Annotated in this window: 19 protein-coding genes and 2 pseudogenes; 7 read left to right on the top strand and 14 right to left on the bottom strand. The window is 66.9% G+C overall.

Features of this window, described 5'->3' with window-relative positions:
- Positions 1-7: 7 nt before the first annotated feature.
- The 3 genes and pseudogenes from VET27_RS00385 to VET27_RS00375 all read right to left on the bottom strand — a co-directional run bounded on the left by VET27_RS00385 (position 8) and on the right by VET27_RS00375 (position 2572).
- Positions 8-1375: a hypothetical protein gene (locus VET27_RS00385; RefSeq protein WP_526514409.1), complete on the bottom strand. Its 1368-nt coding sequence runs from the start codon at positions 1373-1375 to the stop codon at positions 8-10.
- 51 nt (positions 1376-1426) lie between these two features.
- Positions 1427-1735 (bottom strand): annotated as a pseudogene (locus VET27_RS00380) (IS630 family transposase); the annotation flags it as partial.
- 12 nt (positions 1736-1747) lie between these two features.
- Positions 1748-2572, bottom strand: coding sequence for an IS630 family transposase (locus VET27_RS00375; protein ID WP_526514408.1), 825 nt, complete (start codon positions 2570-2572; stop codon positions 1748-1750).
- A 92-nt stretch (positions 2573-2664) separates the two neighbouring features.
- Here VET27_RS00375 and VET27_RS00370 point away from each other — a divergent pair, with 92 nt between their 5' ends.
- A complete protein-coding gene (locus VET27_RS00370) occupies positions 2665-2997 on the top strand; it encodes a hypothetical protein (protein WP_526514407.1) in 333 nt (110 codons plus the stop codon).
- A 478-nt stretch (positions 2998-3475) separates the two neighbouring features.
- On the opposite strand, the gene VET27_RS00365 is transcribed toward VET27_RS00370, so the two are convergent.
- The 3 genes from VET27_RS00365 to VET27_RS00355 form a co-directional block, all read right to left on the bottom strand.
- Positions 3476-4864, bottom strand: a complete 1389-nt coding sequence (locus tag VET27_RS00365; protein ID WP_526514406.1) for an FAD-dependent oxidoreductase — start codon at positions 4862-4864, stop codon at positions 3476-3478.
- 197 nt (positions 4865-5061) lie between these two features.
- Complete coding sequence (locus VET27_RS00360) at positions 5062-5808, bottom strand: alpha/beta fold hydrolase (RefSeq protein ID WP_526514405.1); 747 nt, start codon at positions 5806-5808, stop codon at positions 5062-5064.
- An 89-nt stretch (positions 5809-5897) separates the two neighbouring features.
- Positions 5898-6692, bottom strand: coding sequence for a (2Z,6E)-farnesyl diphosphate synthase (locus VET27_RS00355; RefSeq protein ID WP_526514404.1), 795 nt, complete (start codon positions 6690-6692; stop codon positions 5898-5900).
- A gap of 56 nt (positions 6693-6748) precedes the next feature.
- Here VET27_RS00355 and trhA point away from each other — a divergent pair, with 56 nt between their 5' ends.
- Together trhA and VET27_RS00345 are read left to right on the top strand one after the other, a co-directional pair.
- Positions 6749-7489 carry a PAQR family membrane homeostasis protein TrhA gene (gene trhA / locus VET27_RS00350; protein WP_526514403.1) on the top strand — a complete coding sequence of 247 codons (741 nt, stop codon included), beginning with the start codon at positions 6749-6751 and terminating at the stop codon, positions 7487-7489.
- 109 nt (positions 7490-7598) lie between these two features.
- Positions 7599-8459 carry a DUF559 domain-containing protein gene (locus VET27_RS00345; protein WP_526514402.1) on the top strand — a complete coding sequence of 287 codons (861 nt, stop codon included), beginning with the start codon at positions 7599-7601 and terminating at the stop codon, positions 8457-8459.
- 69 nt (positions 8460-8528) lie between these two features.
- On the opposite strand, the gene VET27_RS00340 is transcribed toward VET27_RS00345, so the two are convergent.
- The 4 genes from VET27_RS00340 to mca are packed head-to-tail and all read right to left on the bottom strand — an operon-like array spanning position 8529 to position 12045.
- Positions 8529-8903: a nuclear transport factor 2 family protein gene (locus VET27_RS00340; RefSeq protein WP_526514401.1), complete on the bottom strand. Its 375-nt coding sequence runs from the start codon at positions 8901-8903 to the stop codon at positions 8529-8531.
- Positions 8904-8913: 10 nt separating this feature from the next.
- Positions 8914-10908: a thioredoxin domain-containing protein gene (locus VET27_RS00335; RefSeq protein ID WP_526514400.1), complete on the bottom strand. Its 1995-nt coding sequence runs from the start codon at positions 10906-10908 to the stop codon at positions 8914-8916.
- Complete coding sequence (locus VET27_RS00330) at positions 10898-11182, bottom strand: hypothetical protein (protein WP_526514399.1); 285 nt, start codon at positions 11180-11182, stop codon at positions 10898-10900. Before VET27_RS00330 ends, VET27_RS00335 begins: the two co-directional genes overlap by 11 nt.
- Complete coding sequence (gene mca / locus VET27_RS00325) at positions 11179-12045, bottom strand: mycothiol conjugate amidase Mca (RefSeq protein ID WP_526514398.1); 867 nt, start codon at positions 12043-12045, stop codon at positions 11179-11181. The genes VET27_RS00330 and mca overlap by 4 nt, the downstream gene beginning before the upstream one ends.
- 133 nt (positions 12046-12178) lie before the next feature.
- Between mca and VET27_RS00320 the strand changes: the two genes are divergently transcribed.
- The 3 genes from VET27_RS00320 (at position 12179) to VET27_RS00310 (ending at position 14010) form a co-directional block, all read left to right on the top strand.
- The gene (locus VET27_RS00320) at positions 12179-12601 is read left to right on the top strand and encodes a DUF4307 domain-containing protein (protein ID WP_526514397.1); all 423 of its coding nucleotides are present in this window, start codon (positions 12179-12181) and stop codon (positions 12599-12601) included.
- 220 nt (positions 12602-12821) lie between these two features.
- The gene (greA, locus tag VET27_RS00315) at positions 12822-13313 is read left to right on the top strand and encodes a transcription elongation factor GreA (RefSeq protein WP_284225076.1); all 492 of its coding nucleotides are present in this window, start codon (positions 12822-12824) and stop codon (positions 13311-13313) included.
- 34 nt (positions 13314-13347) lie between these two features.
- On the top strand, positions 13348-14010 hold the full coding sequence (locus VET27_RS00310; RefSeq protein WP_526514396.1) for a GPP34 family phosphoprotein: 663 nt from the start codon (positions 13348-13350) through the stop codon (positions 14008-14010).
- On the opposite strand, the gene VET27_RS00305 is transcribed toward VET27_RS00310, so the two are convergent.
- Positions 13996-15174 (bottom strand): cystathionine gamma-synthase, encoded by a 1179-nt coding sequence (locus VET27_RS00305; RefSeq protein ID WP_526514395.1) that lies wholly within the window; start codon positions 15172-15174, stop codon positions 13996-13998. The two genes, VET27_RS00310 and VET27_RS00305, sit on opposite strands and share 15 nt — an antisense overlap.
- Positions 15175-15229: 55 nt before the next feature.
- Here VET27_RS00305 and VET27_RS00300 point away from each other — a divergent pair, with 55 nt between their 5' ends.
- Positions 15230-16396, top strand: a complete 1167-nt coding sequence (locus tag VET27_RS00300) for an acyl-CoA dehydrogenase family protein (RefSeq protein WP_526514394.1) — start codon at positions 15230-15232, stop codon at positions 16394-16396.
- Here the strand turns inward: VET27_RS00300 and VET27_RS00295 are convergent.
- The 3 genes and pseudogenes from VET27_RS00295 to VET27_RS00285 form a co-directional block, all read right to left on the bottom strand.
- A pseudogene (locus VET27_RS00295) lies at positions 16380-16589 on the bottom strand (RDD family protein); the annotation flags it as partial. The gene VET27_RS00300 and the pseudogene VET27_RS00295 overlap by 17 nt on opposite strands.
- Before the next feature lie 311 nt (positions 16590-16900).
- Positions 16901-17614 carry an Rv1078 family RDD domain-containing protein gene (locus VET27_RS00290; RefSeq protein WP_526514393.1) on the bottom strand — a complete coding sequence of 238 codons (714 nt, stop codon included), beginning with the start codon at positions 17612-17614 and terminating at the stop codon, positions 16901-16903.
- Between the two features lie 92 nt (positions 17615-17706).
- Positions 17707-18756 carry a DUF2189 domain-containing protein gene (locus tag VET27_RS00285; RefSeq protein ID WP_526514392.1) on the bottom strand — a complete coding sequence of 350 codons (1050 nt, stop codon included), beginning with the start codon at positions 18754-18756 and terminating at the stop codon, positions 17707-17709.
- Between the last annotated feature and the right edge of the window lie 17 nt (positions 18757-18773).

The raw sequence follows: 18773 nt of genomic DNA, 5'->3' as shown, positions 1-18773 counted from the left end.
CGGCAGCTCAGGAGGGTTGGTGGGCCGCCGTCACCGGCGTGCCCCGCAGGTCGGCGGCGATGACGCGAGCAGCCGCGTTCTGCCAGTTGTGCAGCGAGCGCTGAGGCACCTCGGTGACGAACCACTGCCATGCCTGCTTGGCGACGGGATCGAGTCCCGCGGCCGTCGCGTTCTGCGCGTACGCCCGCACCCCGACGACGTAGGGGAAGTACAGCGAGTTGTAGTGGCGCCACTGCTCGGTGATGCCGAAGTCCCCGCCGTCGCGTGGCTTCAACGCCGCGATGCGGTCGGCGAGCAATGCCCTGAGCTCATTGGCCCGTTCCAGAGGCTGATCGGGCGCTCCGCGGCGGGCCAGTCGCTCGTCGACGATCGGCAGCGCCGTCAGCGGGCTGGCAACGAGTTTGGACAGATCCCCGTAATGCCCGAGCGCCCGGCGCGTCAGCCGGACGAACGTCTCGTCGTCGACGTCGTCGAGGGGGTTGTCCGACCGCAACGGCAGTGCGGCTTCGGTGCGACGCAATGTCGCGCGGTCGGCCCGCAGGGTGGGCGATCTGGAGAACGCGAGCCGGTCCAACACCCCCGCCAACGGGTCCGCCATGACGTTGATCCCGATCGCGATGGCGATGCTGGTGAACAGCAGCACCGACAGCGCGGCGTGTTCGTTGGTCACCGCCATCCCGACGAGCACCTGACCGCCGAACAGGACGGCTACGACGACGCTGGCGGTGAACGATCGCAGCATGTCGGCTCGCAGCGCCTGACCTTCGTCGAACGAATCCCATAGCGCAACGGCCACACCCAGCAGCAGCACGTCGACGCCGGTGGACGCCAAGGCGAGCCAGCTCGGCACCAGACCCAGCGGGATCACCAGGATGGCGTTGCTCAGCGCGAAGAACAGGGTGGCGACCACGGCGACGCCGGTCACCGAGCGTGGCCTGCGGCCGCTTGTCAGCGCCTTGACCATGGCACCGAGGGTGGCCAGCGAGATCACGGCGAACATCACCCAGTGCCCGGCGCGCAGCGGGCCCTCGACCGAGCCCGCCATGGCGGCGCCCCCAAGGGCAAGGGCGGCGACGGCCGCGACCATCAACAGCTCGCCCGCCCGGCTGCGCCACGTATCGCCTGGCCGCGAGAGTTCCAGCAGCACCGCGAACCACGCCACCCCCGGCGCGACGACGAGGTACACCTCGACGTGGCTGAGCACGTCGGTGAGGGACGTGGCCAGGTGGCGAATGGCGTCCAGCGCCACCACGATGGCGAAACTGGTCAGTCCGATCGCGGCAAGGAACAACACGGGTTTGCGGGGATCGCGGGCCAACAGATACAGCCCGAGCCACCAGCTCAAGGCGAACACCACTGCGGACATCGCAGCCACCTGTTCAGTCTTCCATGCGACTAGTGGCCGCGGTCGTAAGTTCGTCGGGGGTCATGCGGCGTGAGGGCGGGTGTCGTTGAGGTCGAGGCGGTTCAGGAAGGCGTTGAGGTCGTCTCGGGTGTAGGTCCAGTCGAATGGTGTTGCGGTGGTGTTGTAGCGGTCCTGGAAGCCGATGATGCGTTCGGAGAGTTGGTTCAGGTTGGCGAAGTCGTTGGGGTTGATGGCTTTTCGCTGCAGGATCGAGAAGTAGATCTCCACCTGGTTGAGCCAGGATGCGTGTATCGGTAGGTGTACCAGGGTCGCGGTCGGCCATGCTGTCTGCATGCGTTCGATCGAGCGCGCCCCGTTGTGCGACGAGCCGTTGTCGACGACCTAGAACACCCGTCGGGCCGAGGCATAGGGTTCGGTCGTCATGACGTGGGCTACCAGCTGCTCGAAGGGTTCGATGCCGGTCTTGGGGGCGATCTGGCCGAGCACCCGGGCGTGGTGGACGTCGTAGGCGGCGAAGTAGGCCAGGGTGCCACCGCGGCGGTATTCGAATTCCACACGCCGGGTACGCCCTGGTGCGGGCGGTTGTCCCCGGTGGCGCCGGTGCAGGGCTTGCAGCTGCGATTTCTCATCGGCACTGATCACGTAGTCATCGGGACCCAGGAGTTGACCCTGCCACCGCCGGGCATACAGGTCGAGCACCCGGGCGGCCTTCGTCGGAAAGTCGGGGTCGCGGGGGAAGATCCAGGACCGGTGCTGCCAGGGCTTGATCGCATCGGCGGCCAGCCAACGGCGCACGGTGGCCGCCGAGATCGTCTCGGCGATCCCACGGGTGATCACCTCGGCGGCCAACTCGGTGCTCGACCACCGCGACAACGGCTGACCGGTCTCGGCGGGCAGCGTGCAGGCCAGCGCTTTGACCTCGGCGACCTGTACGGGTGTGAATGCACGGCGGCGCCCGCTGCGCGGTCGATCTTCGAGCCCGGGCAGGCCCGCAGTTGCGAACCGGCGCCGCCACTTACGGACGGTGTCCACATGCACGCCCACCTGCGCGGCGATCACGGTGTTCGCCGCACCCTCGGCCGCACCGAGCACGATCCGTGCGCGAATCACGTCGCGATGCGCCGCGATCGATGACCGGGCCCGAGCACGCAGAACAAACTCATCCAGCAGGGTCAACGTGATGACGTACGGACTGCTCAGTGTCATTCACCCGTTGTCCTCCGCACCCGTTCTCAACACGGATGCGACACGCCGTGACCACTGACACCGCCTCCAACAGGGTGCGCCACCATGGGCAAATGCCGAAGATCCCAGACTCGACCAAGGCCTCCTTGCATCAACGGCTCACCGAGCGTTCCCGCCAGCGCTGGCCGCAGCTGCGCGAAATACGGCTGCGTTACCGCGCCGGTTTCGCCTATGTCGACGGCATCCTGGCCGACGGGGAGGTACTGCGGCTATGCCGACTGCGCTACGGCGGTTCAGCACGAGACTGGGGCTTTGCGATGTACCGAGCCAGCCACGACGACTACGAAGACTCCTACCTACCCACCGGATTCATGGGCGGCCCCGCCGAAGCCGCTCTCGACACCGCCTGCGGCCTCTACCTCGCAGACCCCACCGCCTGGACCTAAACTAAGCACGGGGGATGATCGATAGGGACTGGTCCCCGTTGTTGGCCGTGTAAACAGTGCCCGACAGAGGGTCGACAGCCAGCGACACCGGATGTCTACCCGTCCGCGCAATAGCGCATGTGGATTTCGCGTTAGCGTCGAATACGCGCGTTACCTCATCGGCTGGCTGCAGGCATCACCTCGCGGCACACCCCCAAGAACCTCAGTGGCACATCGACACCGGGGCCAAATTTCTCTGGGCGGATTTACCTTGACACAGCCAATCAACGGATGGCTATACGACCAGGAAATCATCGCCAAACGGCTCCAAGCCGCGACGTCACCATCGCCGCATTGAGGGCCCGATTCTCCTGGCCGTCACCAACCAGGTTCGGCGCTTCGAAGCAAACCTCGTTGTACGCCAATCTATCCGCGGCACTGCCGGCAGTCTGCGCAACAACCTGTTGAGCTGGTTTGTCGGAAGAAATCTCTTGCGCCGTCACCGAGTCGTTGCGCTCGCCACCGCGGCTGGTTGACGGCGCCGGCGACGGCTCAGGTTGACCGTCGCGGCGCGGAATACGAAGGACGGGTGCAGCAGGCGAACCGGGGGGTCGACCAGGCTGTTGACCTTGAAGAACCGTTCGAGGGTGATCGGATCGGATTCGCAAGCCGTCAGCGCCCAGTCCGCAAACCGGTTCATCAACAGCATCGCCGGCCCCCGGCGCCCTTGCACCTCGGCAAAAGCCAGGTCAGCGCCGGCCGCCATCTGCCAGGCCACACCGATTTGCTTCGCGGCGGCGCGGAAGTATCGCCGAGGCAGGTGGTGACCGCCGCGACGCAGACAGTTGCGAAGGGCTACAGCGTCCAGCGCAGAGACCGTCATTCCTTGGCCATAGACCGGGTTGAAGCTGCAGATTGCGTCGCCGACCGCCAGCAGACCGTCGGGAAATCGCCGCATCTTGTCGTAGCGCCGCCACTGGCTGGACGGCATGCGGTGACGCGCCACGTCCCCAAGGGGTTCGGCGGCGCGTACGGCCGCCAGAATGTGGGCGGGGGCGTATTCCTCGGCAAATGAGATCATGCCGGCGCGGTCACCGGTGGGCTCATGTCCCAGCATCCCAAAGACGGTGAACATCCAGGTGTCGTCCTCGTAGCCGCTCAGAAACATCCCGGTTGGCCGGCCCGGCGCGCAGCCAATGATGACTACCATCTCCTGCAGAGCGCCGGGAGGTATCCGCAGCAGCTGGCTGACGTAGGTCATGTGCATGACGATGTGGTCCTCGACCGGGCGGCCGTAGCCGAGGCTTTCCAGAAAGGCCGGGGTGTGGGCGCCGCGGCCCATCGCGTCGATGACCAGGTCCGCCGTCAGCGTCCGTCGGTCGCCGCCGTCGCGGTTGACCACCCGAGCCCCGGTGACGCGGGTCCGATCCGCTGTCGCCGTCAGCTCGACCAGGTCGTGGCCGCCCAAGACCGTCACGTTCGCGATGGCGCGCAGCCGCCGCCGGACATGGCACTCCAGAAACGGCCGGCTCGAAAGAACCATCGCCAGTGCTTCGGGATCCGGTACCTTGCCGGATCGGACTAGCGTGTGTCCGCTGAAGGAGAAATACCCCTTAGCAAGATCCCCATCCCCCGAAACGGGTGCGCCAGCGGCGGCAAGCTCATCGAGAAATCCCGGGAATAGCTCATCCAGGATCTGCGCGCCGCGCCTCAGCAGGGCATGGACGTGGCGCCCCTGTGGTACTCCCCGCCGGTTCGCCGGGTCGTCGGGCAACACATCGCGTTCTACAACCGTGACGGTCTGGTAGAAGTCGGCCAGCACCCTCGCGGCCAACAGCCCGCCCATGCTTGCTCCGAGAACCACCGCATGCTCACCGATCTTCGGCACGAGTCACCCCTAACCCCCCGGCACCAATTCCACACCGATCATTCACCATTTTTCGTCCACGCACGGATAGTTTTCGCAGTTAAGTGCCTACCCGAGCGCCCGAGCGTCAATCGATGAAGAGCTGGGCGCTGTCGTGCAGGATCGGCTGCCTCGTCGGCTGAGCTCGGAAGCCGCACGCAGTGCCCGGCGCGGGCTTTCTAGTCGAGCGAGTCCCAGAAGCGGATCAGCGCGGCCGCGCCCCGCGACGGGTCCTGCACCATCCACCAGTGACCCAGCCCATCCAGCACCTCGGTGCGAGCTCCCGCGCGCGCGGCGGCCCGGCGACGCATCTCGTCCGAGCCGACGTAGTGGTCCTCGGTGGCGAGTATCGACAACCCCGGCCGCGCGGCGGCCTTCTCCAACTCTTGGCCGGCTTCAGCGATGGCCGGCTGCGCCGCCGAACGGTAAAGCTGCAAGATCGCCCGGCCCATCTCAGGACCCTGGCCGGCCGCCATCTTGGTGGCGACCTCGCGTGTCACGCCGAGCCCGACCAGCTGTTCGGCCCGATCCTGCAGCGTGCCGCCCATCATGGTCTCGACCAGCGCTTCGCCGTCCCCGGGCGTCTGCCACACCTGGGCCAGGTCGTGCCAGACGTAGTCCGGGTCGAACACCCCGATGATGTCGCTGGCCCAGCTGCGCACCAGCTCCGGGCGATGCATCACCACATTGATCACGTGGGCGCCGCCCCAGTCGTGCCCGACCAGGTCGACCGGATCGTCGAACCGTGTCAGCTCGCCCTCCAGCCAGTCCCGGTAATCCAGGTGGGTGGCCGACCAACCGTCCGGCAGGGGCGCACCGAAACCCGGCGGGGAGAGCCGGACCACGTCATCCCGGCCGAGTACCTCCACGAGGGGGTCCCAGACCGCGTCCGTCTCCGGGTTACCGTGCACCAGCACCACCGTCATGACCAACATCCTGGCAGTGCCGTGAGCTGCGGCGCCTTAGATTGAATGAGAATTAGCTAAACCCCCCGACGAACTTACGACCGCGACCACTAGTGGCCGTAGCGCCGGTGTCGAAGCGTGTAGTCGCGCAGCGCGCGCAGGAAGTCGACGTGCCGGAACGCGGGCCAGTGCGCTTCGGTGAACCACATCTCCGAATAGGCGCTCTGCCATAGCAGGAATCCCGAGAGCCGTTGTTCGCCCGAAGTCCTGATCACCAGATCGGGGTCGGGCTGACCGGACGTGTAGAGGTTCTCGGAGATGGCGTCGACCGTGACCGATTCGATGAGCTGCTCGGCCGTCGCCCCGTTGGCGAGCTCCTTGCTCAGCAGGGCGCGCACCGCGTCGGCGATCTCCTGCCGTCCGCCGTATCCGACTGCGACGTTGACGTGGAAGGCTCCCGACGCCGTACGGGCGGTGCCGTCGACGGCGTCGCGCAGGCGTCGTGCCGACTCTTGGCCGAGCAGTTCGAGATCGCCGACCGTGCGGACGCTCCAGTGGTTGATGGGCGCGCAGATCTCCTCGACGACGTCGGTGATGATGTCGATGAGCGAGGCCAACTCGTCGGGGTCGCGCTGCAGATTTTCGGTCGACAGCAGATAGACCGTCGCCATCTCGACGCCGGCTTCCTGGCACCAGCGGAGCATCTCGGCGATTTTCGCGGCGCCCATGCGATAGCCGTAGCTCACGTCCTCGTGACCCTCGTCACGGGCCCAGCGCCGGTTGCCGTCGCACAGGACCGCGATGTGCCTAGGCAGTTGGGATTTGGATCGCGCCAACTGGTGACGCAGCCGCGCCTCGTAGACCCGGTAGGCCGGTTCCTTGAGTCGCGGGGGAATGAGTTCCACGAGGACCAAGACTACTGTGGTGCTCGCGTACACCCATGCCAGATAGCGGAGGCGACATGGCCACTTCGATCGAGACGACCGACTCAGATCCGCCGGGCGTCGCACGTCGAGAGGCGGAAGATCTACCGGAGGCGTTCGCCGACGGCGTCGCTCAAATCCTTGGCAGGCCGCGCGCCCGCGGGTGGATTCATCTCTACTCGGCCATCGTCGCCTTCATCGCAGGCGCCGCCCTGGTGTCGGTGTCGTGGGCGCTGGAAGGCACCCGCGCCGGACTCGCCACGCTGCTCTACACATTCACGATCGTCGCCATGTTCGGGGTCAGCGCCACCTACCACCGGGTGACCTGGACGTCACCGAACGCCCGCAAGTGGATGAAGCGCCTCGACCACTCGATGATCTTCGTCTTCATCGCGGGCAGCTACACGCCGTTCGCTCTGTTGGCACTGCCGTCGAGCCAGGGCATGGTGCTGTTCTGGATCGTGTGGGCCGGCGCGATCGCGGGCGTGCTGTTGAAGATGTGCTGGCCCTCGGCGCCGGCCTGGGTCGGCGTTCCGCTGTATCTGCTGCTCGGCTGGGTCGCGGCGTTCTTCATCGTGCCGATCATGCACGGCGCCGGCGTTGCGGCGTTGGTGCTGCTGATCGTCGGTGGGGCGCTGTACAGCGTCGGCGGCGTGCTCTACGGGCTCAAGTGGCCCAACCCATGGCCGACGACTTTCGGCCACCACGAGTTCTTCCACGCGTGCACGGCGGCCGCGGCGATCTGCCACTACATCGCGATGTGGTTCGCCGTCTTTTAGCGATTTCGGCGCGCGAACGTTCGTTGGGCGACATGTTCGTTGGGCGACAGTTTGCGCGCCGAAACCGCACGGGGTGGAACCGCCGGGGCGTCGGCCGCGTCATTCGAACATGCTCGACGACCATCTACGCGACAACGACGGAGTGATCACGATGGCCCAGGCCCGCCACGTCGGGCTCAGCGATCAAGCCGTTCGCCGGCGTGTTCGTCAGGGCCAGTGGCGCCGATGCGCACCGTGCGTCTACTTCGTCGACGACCGTCCGTTCACTGACGCGGCGCGGATCCGGGCGGCGGTGTGGGGCCATGGCCCGCGTGCCGTCGCCAGCGGTCTGGCCGCCGCGTGGTGGCACGGTGTCACGAAGTACGCGCCCGACGTCGTCGAGGTGACCGTGCCGCGCGACAGCCACGGCCGCTGCCACGGCGGGTCACTGGTGCGCCGCCGCGACTTGAACGGCGTGGACGTCGTCGAGCGACGCGGGTTGCAGGTCACCGCCATCGAACTCACCGTCGTCGAGGCGGCCGTCAGACGAGGCGGAGGGCCCAAGCTGATGGATTCCGCACTCCAGCGCCACGTCGAGCTGAACCCGCTGTGGAGTGCGCACCTGCGCAACAAGGGGCGATACGGATCGCCTGCCGCCCGCCGACTGCTGCACGCGGCGGAGGACGGAGCACGCTCGGCCGCGGAACGTCTGTTGATACGCCTACTCGAGGAAGCGGGCATCACCGGCTGGTTGGCCAACCATTCGGTGGCCGGATACCTCGTTGACTTCGGCTTCGAAGCCTGCAAAGTCGCCCTTGAAACGGACGGACTGGCTTTTCACAGCACCGCAGACGACTTCCAGAACGACCGGGTGCGACAGAACGCGATCACCCTGGCGGGGTGGCTGGTGCTCCGCTTCACATGGCTGGACCTGACGGAGTATCCGGAGCGGGTCATCGCCGAGATCCGTTACGCGATTTCGGCGCGCTAACTGTCGCCTAGCGAACTGTCGCCTAGCGAACGTTTCCGCGCCGAAATCGCTACAGAGCGGGGCAGAGTGCTACAGCTGGGTGATGTTCTCCGGGCCCCAGTAGGCCTTCATCGCGGTGATGTGTCCCTCGGCGTCGAACGCCATGGTGCTGATGATCTCGATGCGAATCTTGCCGCCCTCGCCGAGATCCATGGTCAGGCTCCAGAAGAACGCCGCCTCGTGACCGAGCGCGCGCAGCGTCACGATGTCGGTTTCGGCCTTGCCGCCCAGGACGTTGGCGTAGAAGCCGCGAATGGCCTGGCGCCCGATGTGCACCTCGCCGCCGACCGGATCCTCGACGGTCGCGTCGTCGACGTACAGCTCGGCGATGTCGTCGACGCGGCCCTGACCGACGAGCTCCAGGTAGCGGTTGACGGTCTGCGTGATCAGCTCGGCGCTCGACATGTGCGGCACGCTACACGGAAGCACCCAACGCGGCAGCGAGATCTCCGGCGGTCGTGACGGGCAGGTCGCACGCATGGCCACGGCACACATACGCCGCGTCGCGGCCACCGATTCGGTCGCGGCCGCGCAGCAACTCGGACGAATCCACCGCTCCCCCGACGACGATCGCCCCGCCCGGCGCGAGAACCCTAGCCGCCGAGAGCAATTCGGAGTCCGTTCCAGTGCACGACACGGCGACCTGGATGGGCCCGCGGACGGCGGCCTCCGCGACGGCCAGCCAGTGACCGCCCGAGCGCGGCAGCTCGACCAGGATCGGTGTCGCCGCGGCGAGTGACGCCGCGGCGGCCGAGGAGTACCCATCGGCGCGATCGGCCGGGGCCAGGTGCGTCCCGAGCTGGAGGGCCTCGGTGATCAACGAAGCTCCCGACGGGGTGGCGCCGTCGATCGGGTCCGACGGGCGCACCATCAGCTGCTCGGCGTCGTCTGCGGTGTCGAACCAGCGCCCGTCGCGATCGGGATCGGCGAAGTGGTCGAGTGCGACGTCGAGGAGGCCGGTGGCCGTCGTCAGCCAGTCGCCATCACCGGTCAGCTGGTACAGCGTCAACAGCCCGGTGGCTAGCGCCGCGTAGTCCTCGAGGATGGCCGCACTATCACCCACCCGGCCGCCGAGACTTGCCCGCCTGAGCCTGCCGTCGACGACGTGCAGGTCGACGATCGAACGCGCGCATTGCGTTGCGGCCGAGAGGAATTCGGGCCTGTCGAGTGCGACCGCCGCCTCGGCGAGGGCAGTGATGGCAAACCCGTTCCATGCCGTCACGACCTTGTCGTCGCGCCCCGGCTGCGGGCGATCGAGCCTGGCGGCGAGCAGTGCCGTGCGCACTCGGCCAAAGCGTTCGGGCGAGTCGGGGTCGACGGGCAGCTGCAACACCGAGGTGCCATGTTCGAACGTCCCGGCGTCGGTGACTGCGAAGAGTTCTGCGGCCCAGCCTCCGTCATCGTCACCGAGCACGTCGCGCAACTGGCGGGGAGTCCACGCGTAGGTCAGGCCCTCGACACCGTCGGCGTCGGCATCCAGGGACGAGGTGAACATGCCGCCGTCGCCGAGATCGCGCACGATGAACCTGCCCATCTCGTCAGTCACCTTGCGCGCCAACGGTTCTCCCGAGCGCCTCGCCCAGTGCGCGTACACCCGCAACAACAGCGCGTTGTCGTAGAGCATCTTCTCGAAGTGCGGCACCACCCACGACGCGTCGACGCTGTAGCGGGCGAAGCCACCCGCGAGTTGGTCGTAGATGCCGCCGCGAGCCATGGCGCCGCACGTCCGCTCGACGGTGGCGAGCACCCCGGGGTCACCGGCCCGTTCGTAGCTGCGCAGCAGCGCCTCCAGCAGCGCCGAGGGTGGGAACTTCGGTGCGCCGCCGAAGCCCCCGCGGACGACGTCCTCATCCCGGAGGACGTCCGCGACGGCCTGGTCGCATACTTCGGGTTCGACTGGCGGTCCCCCGCCGGGCAGGCCGGACGCCATCGCCTTCAGCTCGCCTGCGATGTCGTCGGACGCCTGTTCCACCTCGGCGCGACGGTGGCGCCAGGTGTCGACGATGGCGTCCATCAGTTGCAGGAAGCCGGCCTTCGGGTAGTACGTACCGCAGAAGAACGGCCGGCCGTCCGGCGTCAGGAAGCACGTCATCGGCCAGCCGCCCTGACCGGTCAGCGCGACGGTCGCGTTCATGTAGACGGCGTCGAGGTCGGGGCGCTCCTCGCGGTCGACCTTCACGCAGACGAAGCCGGCGTTCATCACCGCGGCCACGTCGTCGTCCTCGAAGGACTCGTGCGCCATCACGTGGCACCAGTGACAGGCCGCATACCCGATCGACAGCAGGATCGGCACGTCGCGGGTGGTCGCCTCGGCGAGCGCCTCCGGCGTCCATTGCTGCCAATGAACGGGGTTGTCCGCGTGCTGGCGCAGGTAGGGGCTGGTGGCCGCCCCGAGAGTGTTAGCCGCCACCGTCCGGACGCCCGCCCTGGCCGACGCCGGGATCGCCGGGCTGACCGACCGTTCCCTCGTCGACGGCTTGGTCCGGCTCGGGGTGCTCGGGGTCGAACGACTCGGGAAGTCGCTTGAGGTGCTTGTTCATCGACCACACCAGCAGGAACGTGCCGATGAGCAGGACCACGACGACGACGAGCCCGAACGGGCTGGCCTTGCCGAAGTCGGGTCCGGTGTTACGCGGCGTCTCGTCGGCGAGGAGGGCGGCGATCACGAGGAAGGCGTCGGTCACGGGTCGATCCCGGCGAAGAGATCGTCCTCCGGCAGCGTCACGGGGATGCGTGAGCGAGCAAGTTCGTACTCCTCGGTAGGCCAAAGCCGCTGCTGCCACTCCATGGGCGTGGTGAAGAAGAAGCTCTTCGGATCGATCTGGGTCGCGTGCGCGCGCAGAGCGTCGTCACGCTTGGCGAAGTACTTTGCGCACTCGACGCTGGTGGTGATGCGCGTGGCGGTGACGTCCAGCTCCGGATCCCAGTCCTTGAGCCACTTCTCGAACGGACCCACCTCGCCGTTCTTCGCGAACTCGTCCTGGAACAGTTGCATCCGCTTCCGCAGGAAACCGTGGTTGTAGTACAGCTTCGAGACGCTCCAGGGTGGACCCGCGTCCGGGTAGAGCCGGTAGTCGGCGGCTGCCTCGTAGGCAGCCATCGACGCCTCGTGGCAGCGGATGTGGTCGGGGTGTGGGTAGCCGCCGTTCTCGTCATAGGTGGTCAGCACGTGCGGCTTGAACTCGCGGATCACGCGGACCAGTCGTTCGGCGGACTCGGCCAGCGGCACCAGCGCGAAGCACCCTTCTGGCAGCGGAGGCAGCGGGTCACCCTCGGGAAGCCCGGAGTCGACGTACCCGAGCCATTCGTGCTCGACGCCGAGGAACTCGGCGGCCCTGGCCATCTCGTCGATGCGGATCTCGTGGATCCGGCCGTGCACCTCGGGCAGGTCCATGGCCGGGTTGAGGATGTCACCCCGCTCGCCACCGGTCAGCGTCACCACCTTCACGCGGACGCCCTCGTCGGCGTACCGGGCCATCGTGGCCGCGCCCTTGCTCGACTCGTCGTCGGGGTGGGCGTGGACCGCCATCAAACGCAGTTCGCTCACGTGTGCCTTACCTGATCGCTTGCCTTGGTCGTCACGGTTCAACCACTTCGGATGCCCCTATAGTTCCAGTCCTAGCCGAACCATCCGAACTCAGACCCACGCAGACCTTCGTACGGACGGACTTCCCCTTCTCATGATCGAACGCCCCGCCTCCCGCTACGGGCGGCAACGGCTGACCCGCCGCTCCCGTCGCCGGCTGGTGGTGATCCTCTCCCTCGTCATCGTCGCGGCCGGGGTGGCCCTCGCGTTGGTGGCCTACCAACGGCTGGGCACGAGTGAGGTCAAGGGCGAACTCGGGGGCTATCAACTGGTCGACGCGGAGACGGTGCAAGTCACGATCAGCGTCACCCGCGAGGACCCGTCGCGCCCGGCGGTGTGCATCGTTCGCGCCAAGTCCATCGACGGCGCCGAGACCGGGCGACGCGAGATCCTCGTCCCGCCGTCAGCACAGGCAACGGTGCAGGTGACCACCATGGTCAAGTCGACCCGTCGACCAGTCGTCGGCGACGTCTACGGCTGCGGAACCGACGTTCCGAGCTACCTGGTGGCGCCCTGACGACGTTTGACCCCAGGCCGCGTCGGGCAACCAATGAACGAACTCCGAACAGCCAATACGTGAAGACCGGTTGTCCTGGCGGTGCTAGTATTAATGACGTACACGGTTCCTGATGGAGCCGTGTATTGCTACTTTAATGCGCTCCTCAGAGCCTGCGATCGCGGCAATACGCAGAACTTTTCACGCTGACAGCGCGAGACGAAGACAGGAGCGCGACGACATGACCGACACCCAGGTCACCTGGCTGACCGAAGAGGCATTCGACCGGCTGAAGGCCGAGCTCGACCAGCTCATCGCAAATCGACCCATCATCGCTGCCGAGATCAACGATCGTCGCGAAGAGGGCGACCTCCGCGAGAACGGCGGATACCACCAGGCTCGCGAAGACCAGGGGCAGCAAGAGGCCCGGATCCGCCAGCTCCAGGAGTTGCTCAACAACGCCAAGGTGGGCGAGGCGCCCAAGCAGTCCGGCGTGGCACTGCCCGGCTCGGTCGTGAAGGTCAAGTTCATCGACGGCGGAGACACCGAGACCTTCCTGATCGGAACGCGCCAGGAGGGCGTGACCGACGGCAAGCTCGAGGTCTACTCGCCCAAGTCTCCGCTCGGCGGCGCGATCATCGACGCCAAGGTCGGCGACAAGCGCTCGTACGTGGTGCCCAACGGCAGCACCGTCGAGGTCGAGCTCATCAGCGCGGAGCCCTACCACTCGTAGCGGCTGAAACGGCCGGGTGATCTACGGTCCGTTCATGGCGCAGATCGCCGAAGACCTCTTTCTCCTGCTGCTGGACAACGCGACGGCTCAACCCTCCCTGGAGCGTGGGCGGCGGGAACGCGTGCTGGCGGCAGGTGTGCTGCTGGACCTGGCGTACGCGTGTCGCGTGCGTCCGGCAGTCCCGGGTGATGCCGTCGAACCGGGCTGGCTTGTCGCCTTGAGAGCCGGCGGACCAACGGATGCCGTCGTCGAGCCCGCGTTCCAGCTCCTTCAGAGGCAGCCGTTGTCACCGGCCCGTGCCATCTCGAAGGTGAGCAAGGACGTCCAGGAGAACGTGGCCCTGCACCTGGAGCGCCTGGGGCAGATCAGGCGCGTGCGGCTTCCGTCGAAGCGGTTCAATCCGCTCTACGCCTGGCCGCTGTCCCATCGCGACCGGGTGGCCATGGCACGCACCGATCTGTTGTCGGCCCTCTTCGACCGTCGTCCGCCCACACCCACGACGGCGGCCATCGTCACCGTGCTGCATGCTGCGGACGGCCTGGGCGTCCTCCTGAGCCTCAACGACCGCGGCTGGCGGTGGGTGCACTCCCGGGCCACCGAGATAGCGAGCGGCAGCTGGGTCGACGAATATCCGACGGCGCTGCCCGAGATCAATCTGGCGGTCACCGCGTCCGCACTGCGCTCAACCCTTGCGTAGCGCCTGTTCAAGGTCACCCAGCAGGTCGGCGGCATCCTCGATTCCGACGGACAGCCGGACCAGGTCGTCGGGCACCTCGAGCTGCGACCCCGCCGTCGAGGCGTGCGTCATCGCGGCGGGGTGCTCGATCAGCGACTCCACCCCGCCGAGCGATTCGGCGAGGATGAAGATGTCGGTGCGCGCGCACAGTTGGTGCGCGGCGTCCCGGCCGCCCTTCAGCCGGGCGGAGACCATGCCGCCGAAGCCGGACATCTGGCGTGCCGCGACGTCGTGGTTGGGGTGGCCGGGCAGGCCGGGGTACAGCACCGTCTCGATCGCGGGGTGCTCGGCGAGGAACTCGGCCACTTGGCCCGCGTTCTCGCTGTGGCGCTGCATGCGCAGCGTCAGGGTCTTCAGTCCGCGCATGGTCAGGTAGGCGTCGAACGGGCCCGGCACTGCGCCCGCACCGTTCTGCAGGAAGGCGAAGGCGTCGTCGAGCGCCTCGTCGTTGGTCAGCAGCGCGCCGCCGACGACGTCGGAGTGCCCGCCGATGTACTTCGTCGTCGAGTGCAGGACGATGTCGGCCCCCAGCGCCAGCGGCTGCTGCAGCGCCGGTGAGGCGAAGGTGTTGTCGACCAGGACCTTTGCCTCGGACGTCGACGCCAGCTCGACGATCCCGGCGATGTCGGCGATCGACAGGAGCGGATTCGTCGGCGTCTCCACCCAGATCAGCTGGGTCTCGGGCGTGATCGCCGCGCGCACCGCGTCGAGATCGGCGAGCGCGACGGGGGTGTGCGTGACGCCCCACTGCGTGAACACCTTGTCGATCAGTCGGAACGTGCCCCCGTACGCGTCGTCGGGGATGACGACGTGGTCGCCGGGGCGCAGCTGGGCCCGCAACGCGCAGTCGGTGGCGGCCATACCCGAACTGAACGCCCGTCCGAACGTGGCGCCTTCGACGGCCGCCAGCGCCGCCTCGAGGGCCGAGCGGGTCGGGTTGCCGGTGCGGGCGTACTCGAAGCCGCCGCGCAGGCCGCCGACGCCATCCTGCGCGAACGTGGAGCTCGCGTAGATGGGCGCATTGACCGCGCCGGTGGCTGGATCGGGCCGGTAGCCGGCGTGGATGGCCCTCGTCGCGGGCCCGTAGGCGCGGTACGCGTCTGCCTTGGAACGCTGCTCACTCATCATGGATCAGCGTAACGGTGTCCGTTTCGCGCGAGCGCCGGTGTAGAACGAAAGCATGTCCACCACGATCGAAAATCTCCTCGACCTTGACTCGCTGTTGACGCCCGAGGACCTCGAGCTGCGCACGATGGTCCGGCAGTTCGGTGAGCAACGGCTGCGTCCCCACATCGGCGAGTGGTTCGAGACCGGGGAGGTCCCCGTCCGCGACCTGGCCGTCGAGATCGGCAAACTGGGCCTGCTCGGCATGCACTTGGAGGGATATGGCTGCAGCGGGTCGACGGCCACCGCGTACGGCCTGGTGTGCCAGGAACTCGAAGCCGTCGACAGCGGCCTGCGCAGCTTGGTGTCGGTGCAGGGGTCGCTCGCGATGTTCGCCATCCACCACTGGGGCAGCGAGGAACAGCGCGAGCAGTGGCTGCCGGGGATGGCCGCCGGCGAGCTCATCGGCTGTTTCGGACTGACGGAACCGGACTTCGGCTCCAATCCCAGCGGCATGCGGACGACGGCGCGACGCGACGGGTCCGACTGGATCCTCAACGGCTCGAAGATGTGGATCACCAACGCGTCGATCGCCGACGTGGCGATCGTGTGGGCGCGAGCCGACGAGGGGATCGTCGGGTTTGCGGTTCCCACGTCGACGCCGGGGTTCAGCGCTAGGGAGATGACGCACAAGATGTCGCTGCGAGCGTCGGTCACCTCGGAGTTCAGCCTCGACGACGTCCGTCTGCCCGATGACGCGAAACTGCCTGGGGCGCGGGGGTTGTCGGGACCGCTGGCATGCCTTTCCGAGGCGCGGTTCGGCATCGTCTTCGGATCGGTCGGGGCGGCCCGCGACTGCTTGGAGACAGCCCTGGAGTACGTCGGCACGCGTGAGGTCTTCGACAAGCCGCTGGCCGGATATCAGCTGACTCAAGCCAAGATCGCCGACATGGCAGTCGAACTGGGCAAGGCGCAACTGCTGGCCCTGCACCTCGGCAAGCTCAAGGACGACGGGAAGATCAAGCCCGAGCAGGTCAGCGTCGGCAAGCTGAACAACGTTCGCGAAGCGATCAAGATCGCCCGCCAGTGCCGAACACTGTTGGGCGCCAACGGAATCACGTTGGAGTATCCGGTGATCCGACATGCCAACAACCTGGAGTCGGTGTTGACCTACGAGGGCACCTCGGAGGTGCACCAGTTGGTGATCGGCGAGGCGCTGACGGGCGTCAGCGCGTTTCGCTGACGCGCACCGTCGACATCAGTTCGTCCCGGAACGTCTGACGCTTGCGATCCCACGGTGGCCACGGGTGAACGAGATTGCAAGGGAGCGAGTCGATTGCGTGAGTCAGTTGGCGGACGATCGACAGTCGGAAACCGATCGGCCGTCCCGTCCGCTCACCGACGACCTTGAACTTCATCATCGTCTTGCCGAGGCTGGGTCCCGTTCTTCCTTGACGGAAGCGGTAGTTTCAGATCAGGTAGACCAGCCCGATCGCGAGGGAGGACAGTAGCGCCGCCGCCCCGAACGTCGTGTTACCCGTGGCGCAGAAATCAGCGATGTCATATTCGGTGATCTCGCTAGCGCACAGCGTCTTCCGAGTACTCAGCCCGATGCCGATGAAGACTAGGAAGGGGATGACGTCGATTCACGATTCCGCCTCCCGGGCTCGACGTTTCACGTACCGACGCTACCGAACGAATACGCCGCCTGCCCGCGCGTGGCGGGCAGGCGGCGCATTCGAGGCGATTACAGCGGCAGGGCGACCGTCTTGATCAACTTGTCGACCAGGGTTTGACGCTTGGGATCCCACAACGGGAACAGGACGGCGACGATCCACACGATGCCGCAGAGGCCGTAGGCCACCATGTAGACGAGTTCGCGCACGACTGACTTGCCGAAGCCGATCGGCTGCCCGGTCTCCTCGCCTACGATCTTGAACTTCATGATGCCCTTGCCGATGCTGGAGCCCGTGGTGCCCTGCTTGAGGCCGAGGTTCCAGACGATGTAGGCCAGCGAGATGAGCCCGAGCACGATGAAGAGAGTCCACGCCAAACCACTTGGACCGTTGTTGCCGGTGGCACAGAAGTCACCGAGCTGGAACTCGGAATCATCGGTGATGCAGACGGTTTCGACCTTCTGCATGGTGACCAGGAGGATCGAGCCGATACCCGACAGGATGACGACGGGCAACCAGTCGATGAGCCATGCGAGCACGCGCGTGAGCCACGGCGTGTACTGCTCGGGCCCCGCCCCGAAGGCGCCACCGGGTGCGGGTGCGAAGCCACCTTGCTGAGGAGGCGGCGCGTACGCGCCACCGGGAGGTGTCGGCGCGTATCCCCCGCCCGGAGGTGGAGGGGGCGGGTATCCACCGCCGGGTGGTGGCGGAGGCGGCGGCTGGTATCCCCCACCTTCGGGCGGATTGGGCGGGAAATTCCCCGGGGGGGGCGGCGGATTGGTCATCGTTCGTCCTTGATTGGGTTCGAATGCGATCGAGGGCAGCTTAGTGGGACGGCGCAGAGGACTCCATGGTTTTGCTGGAACCCTTCTCGCGCCTACGGAGTGAGTGGTGCGATCGCGCCGCCGCCCAGCTTCCGGTACGTGTGCACCAGGAACAGCGCTGCCACAGGCAAGGCGACGATGATGCCGATACCGCACAGCAGCGCGCCGACGGTCACGATGACGGCGATGATCAGCCAGGCGAGCAGCACCTGGACGAAGTTCGACTTGACCATCTCGAAACTGGCCTTGAGCGCATCGACCGGAGGCAGATTTCGGTCGACGATAGACACCAACGCGAAGAGCGTGAACAACGAGACCAGCAGTCCCGGGATGACGCACAAGGCCTGACCGATGGACGTCAGGACGCCGATGATGAGGCTTGCGACGAGCGCACTGCCGACGTTGCGCGGCCTGAAGAAGGAGCCGATCGTCACGGGCTGCCCATTGGCGATGTCCAGCAGGCCGGCGTAGTACGCCGACGAGATCGCGCCGACCGCCACGAACGTCACCAGGCTGCCGAGGAAGATCATGGCGAGGCTGGCGGCACCGAAACCCGAGGTGAACGAGTAGCTGAAGCCGCTATCGGACGAGTCGTAGTAACTGACCGGGTCGGGCGCCAGTGCGATTGCCAGGCCGTAGAAGATCCCGTACACGATGGCGACGACCGCGACATAGACCAGCGTCGGCACGATGAGCGCGGCCGCGTTCTTGCTGAACTTGTTCCACGCCCACGAGAACGCCTCGCCGATGTTGACTTCTTGACCGCCGCCGAAGCCGGGGCCTCCAGCCGGCGGAAAACCGCCCTGGGGCGAGTAGCCGGCCTGCGGAGGATAACCGCCCTGCGGGGGGTAGTAGCCCCCTTGCGGCGGAGGCGGTGCCCCGTACCCGCCCTGCTGCGGCGGTGGTGGATAACCACTCGGCGGTGGCGGCGCGCCGTACCCACCTTGCGGCGGCGGTGCACCGTAACCGCCATGTGGTGGTGGCGGATAGCCACTCGACGGTGGGGGTGGGTAACCACCTTGCGGCGGTGGCGGCGGCGGATAGCTGCCCTGCGGCGGAGGTGGGTAGTCGCCACCCTCGGGCGGCTGCGGTGGATTGGTCACGGTCGTCTTACCTTTCG

The organism is Mycobacterium sp. (assembly GCF_035633495.1).
GTDB lineage: Bacteria > Actinomycetota > Actinomycetes > Mycobacteriales > Mycobacteriaceae > Mycobacterium.
This window is presented reverse-complemented; position numbering and strand designations above follow the sequence as displayed.

Coding starts and splice junctions, on each gene's coding strand:
- greA (WP_284225076.1), top strand. CDS start 12,822: ATGACCGACACCCAGGTCACCTGGCTGACCGAAGAGGCATTCGACCGG.
- VET27_RS00370 (WP_526514407.1), top strand. CDS start 2,665: ATGCCGAAGATCCCAGACTCGACCAAGGCCTCCTTGCATCAACGGCTC.
- VET27_RS00320 (WP_526514397.1), top strand. CDS start 12,179: ATGATCGAACGCCCCGCCTCCCGCTACGGGCGGCAACGGCTGACCCGC.
- trhA (WP_526514403.1), top strand. CDS start 6,749: ATGGCCACTTCGATCGAGACGACCGACTCAGATCCGCCGGGCGTCGCA.
- VET27_RS00290 (WP_526514393.1), bottom strand. CDS start 17,614: ATGACCAATCCGCCGCCCCCCCCGGGGAATTTCCCGCCCAATCCGCCC.
- VET27_RS00375 (WP_526514408.1), bottom strand. CDS start 2,572: ATGACACTGAGCAGTCCGTACGTCATCACGTTGACCCTGCTGGATGAG.
- VET27_RS00300 (WP_526514394.1), top strand. CDS start 15,230: ATGTCCACCACGATCGAAAATCTCCTCGACCTTGACTCGCTGTTGACG.
- VET27_RS00345 (WP_526514402.1), top strand. CDS start 7,599: ATGCTCGACGACCATCTACGCGACAACGACGGAGTGATCACGATGGCC.
- VET27_RS00305 (WP_526514395.1), bottom strand. CDS start 15,174: ATGAGTGAGCAGCGTTCCAAGGCAGACGCGTACCGCGCCTACGGGCCC.
- VET27_RS00360 (WP_526514405.1), bottom strand. CDS start 5,808: ATGACGGTGGTGCTGGTGCACGGTAACCCGGAGACGGACGCGGTCTGG.
- VET27_RS00310 (WP_526514396.1), top strand. CDS start 13,348: ATGGCGCAGATCGCCGAAGACCTCTTTCTCCTGCTGCTGGACAACGCG.
- VET27_RS00340 (WP_526514401.1), bottom strand. CDS start 8,903: ATGTCGAGCGCCGAGCTGATCACGCAGACCGTCAACCGCTACCTGGAG.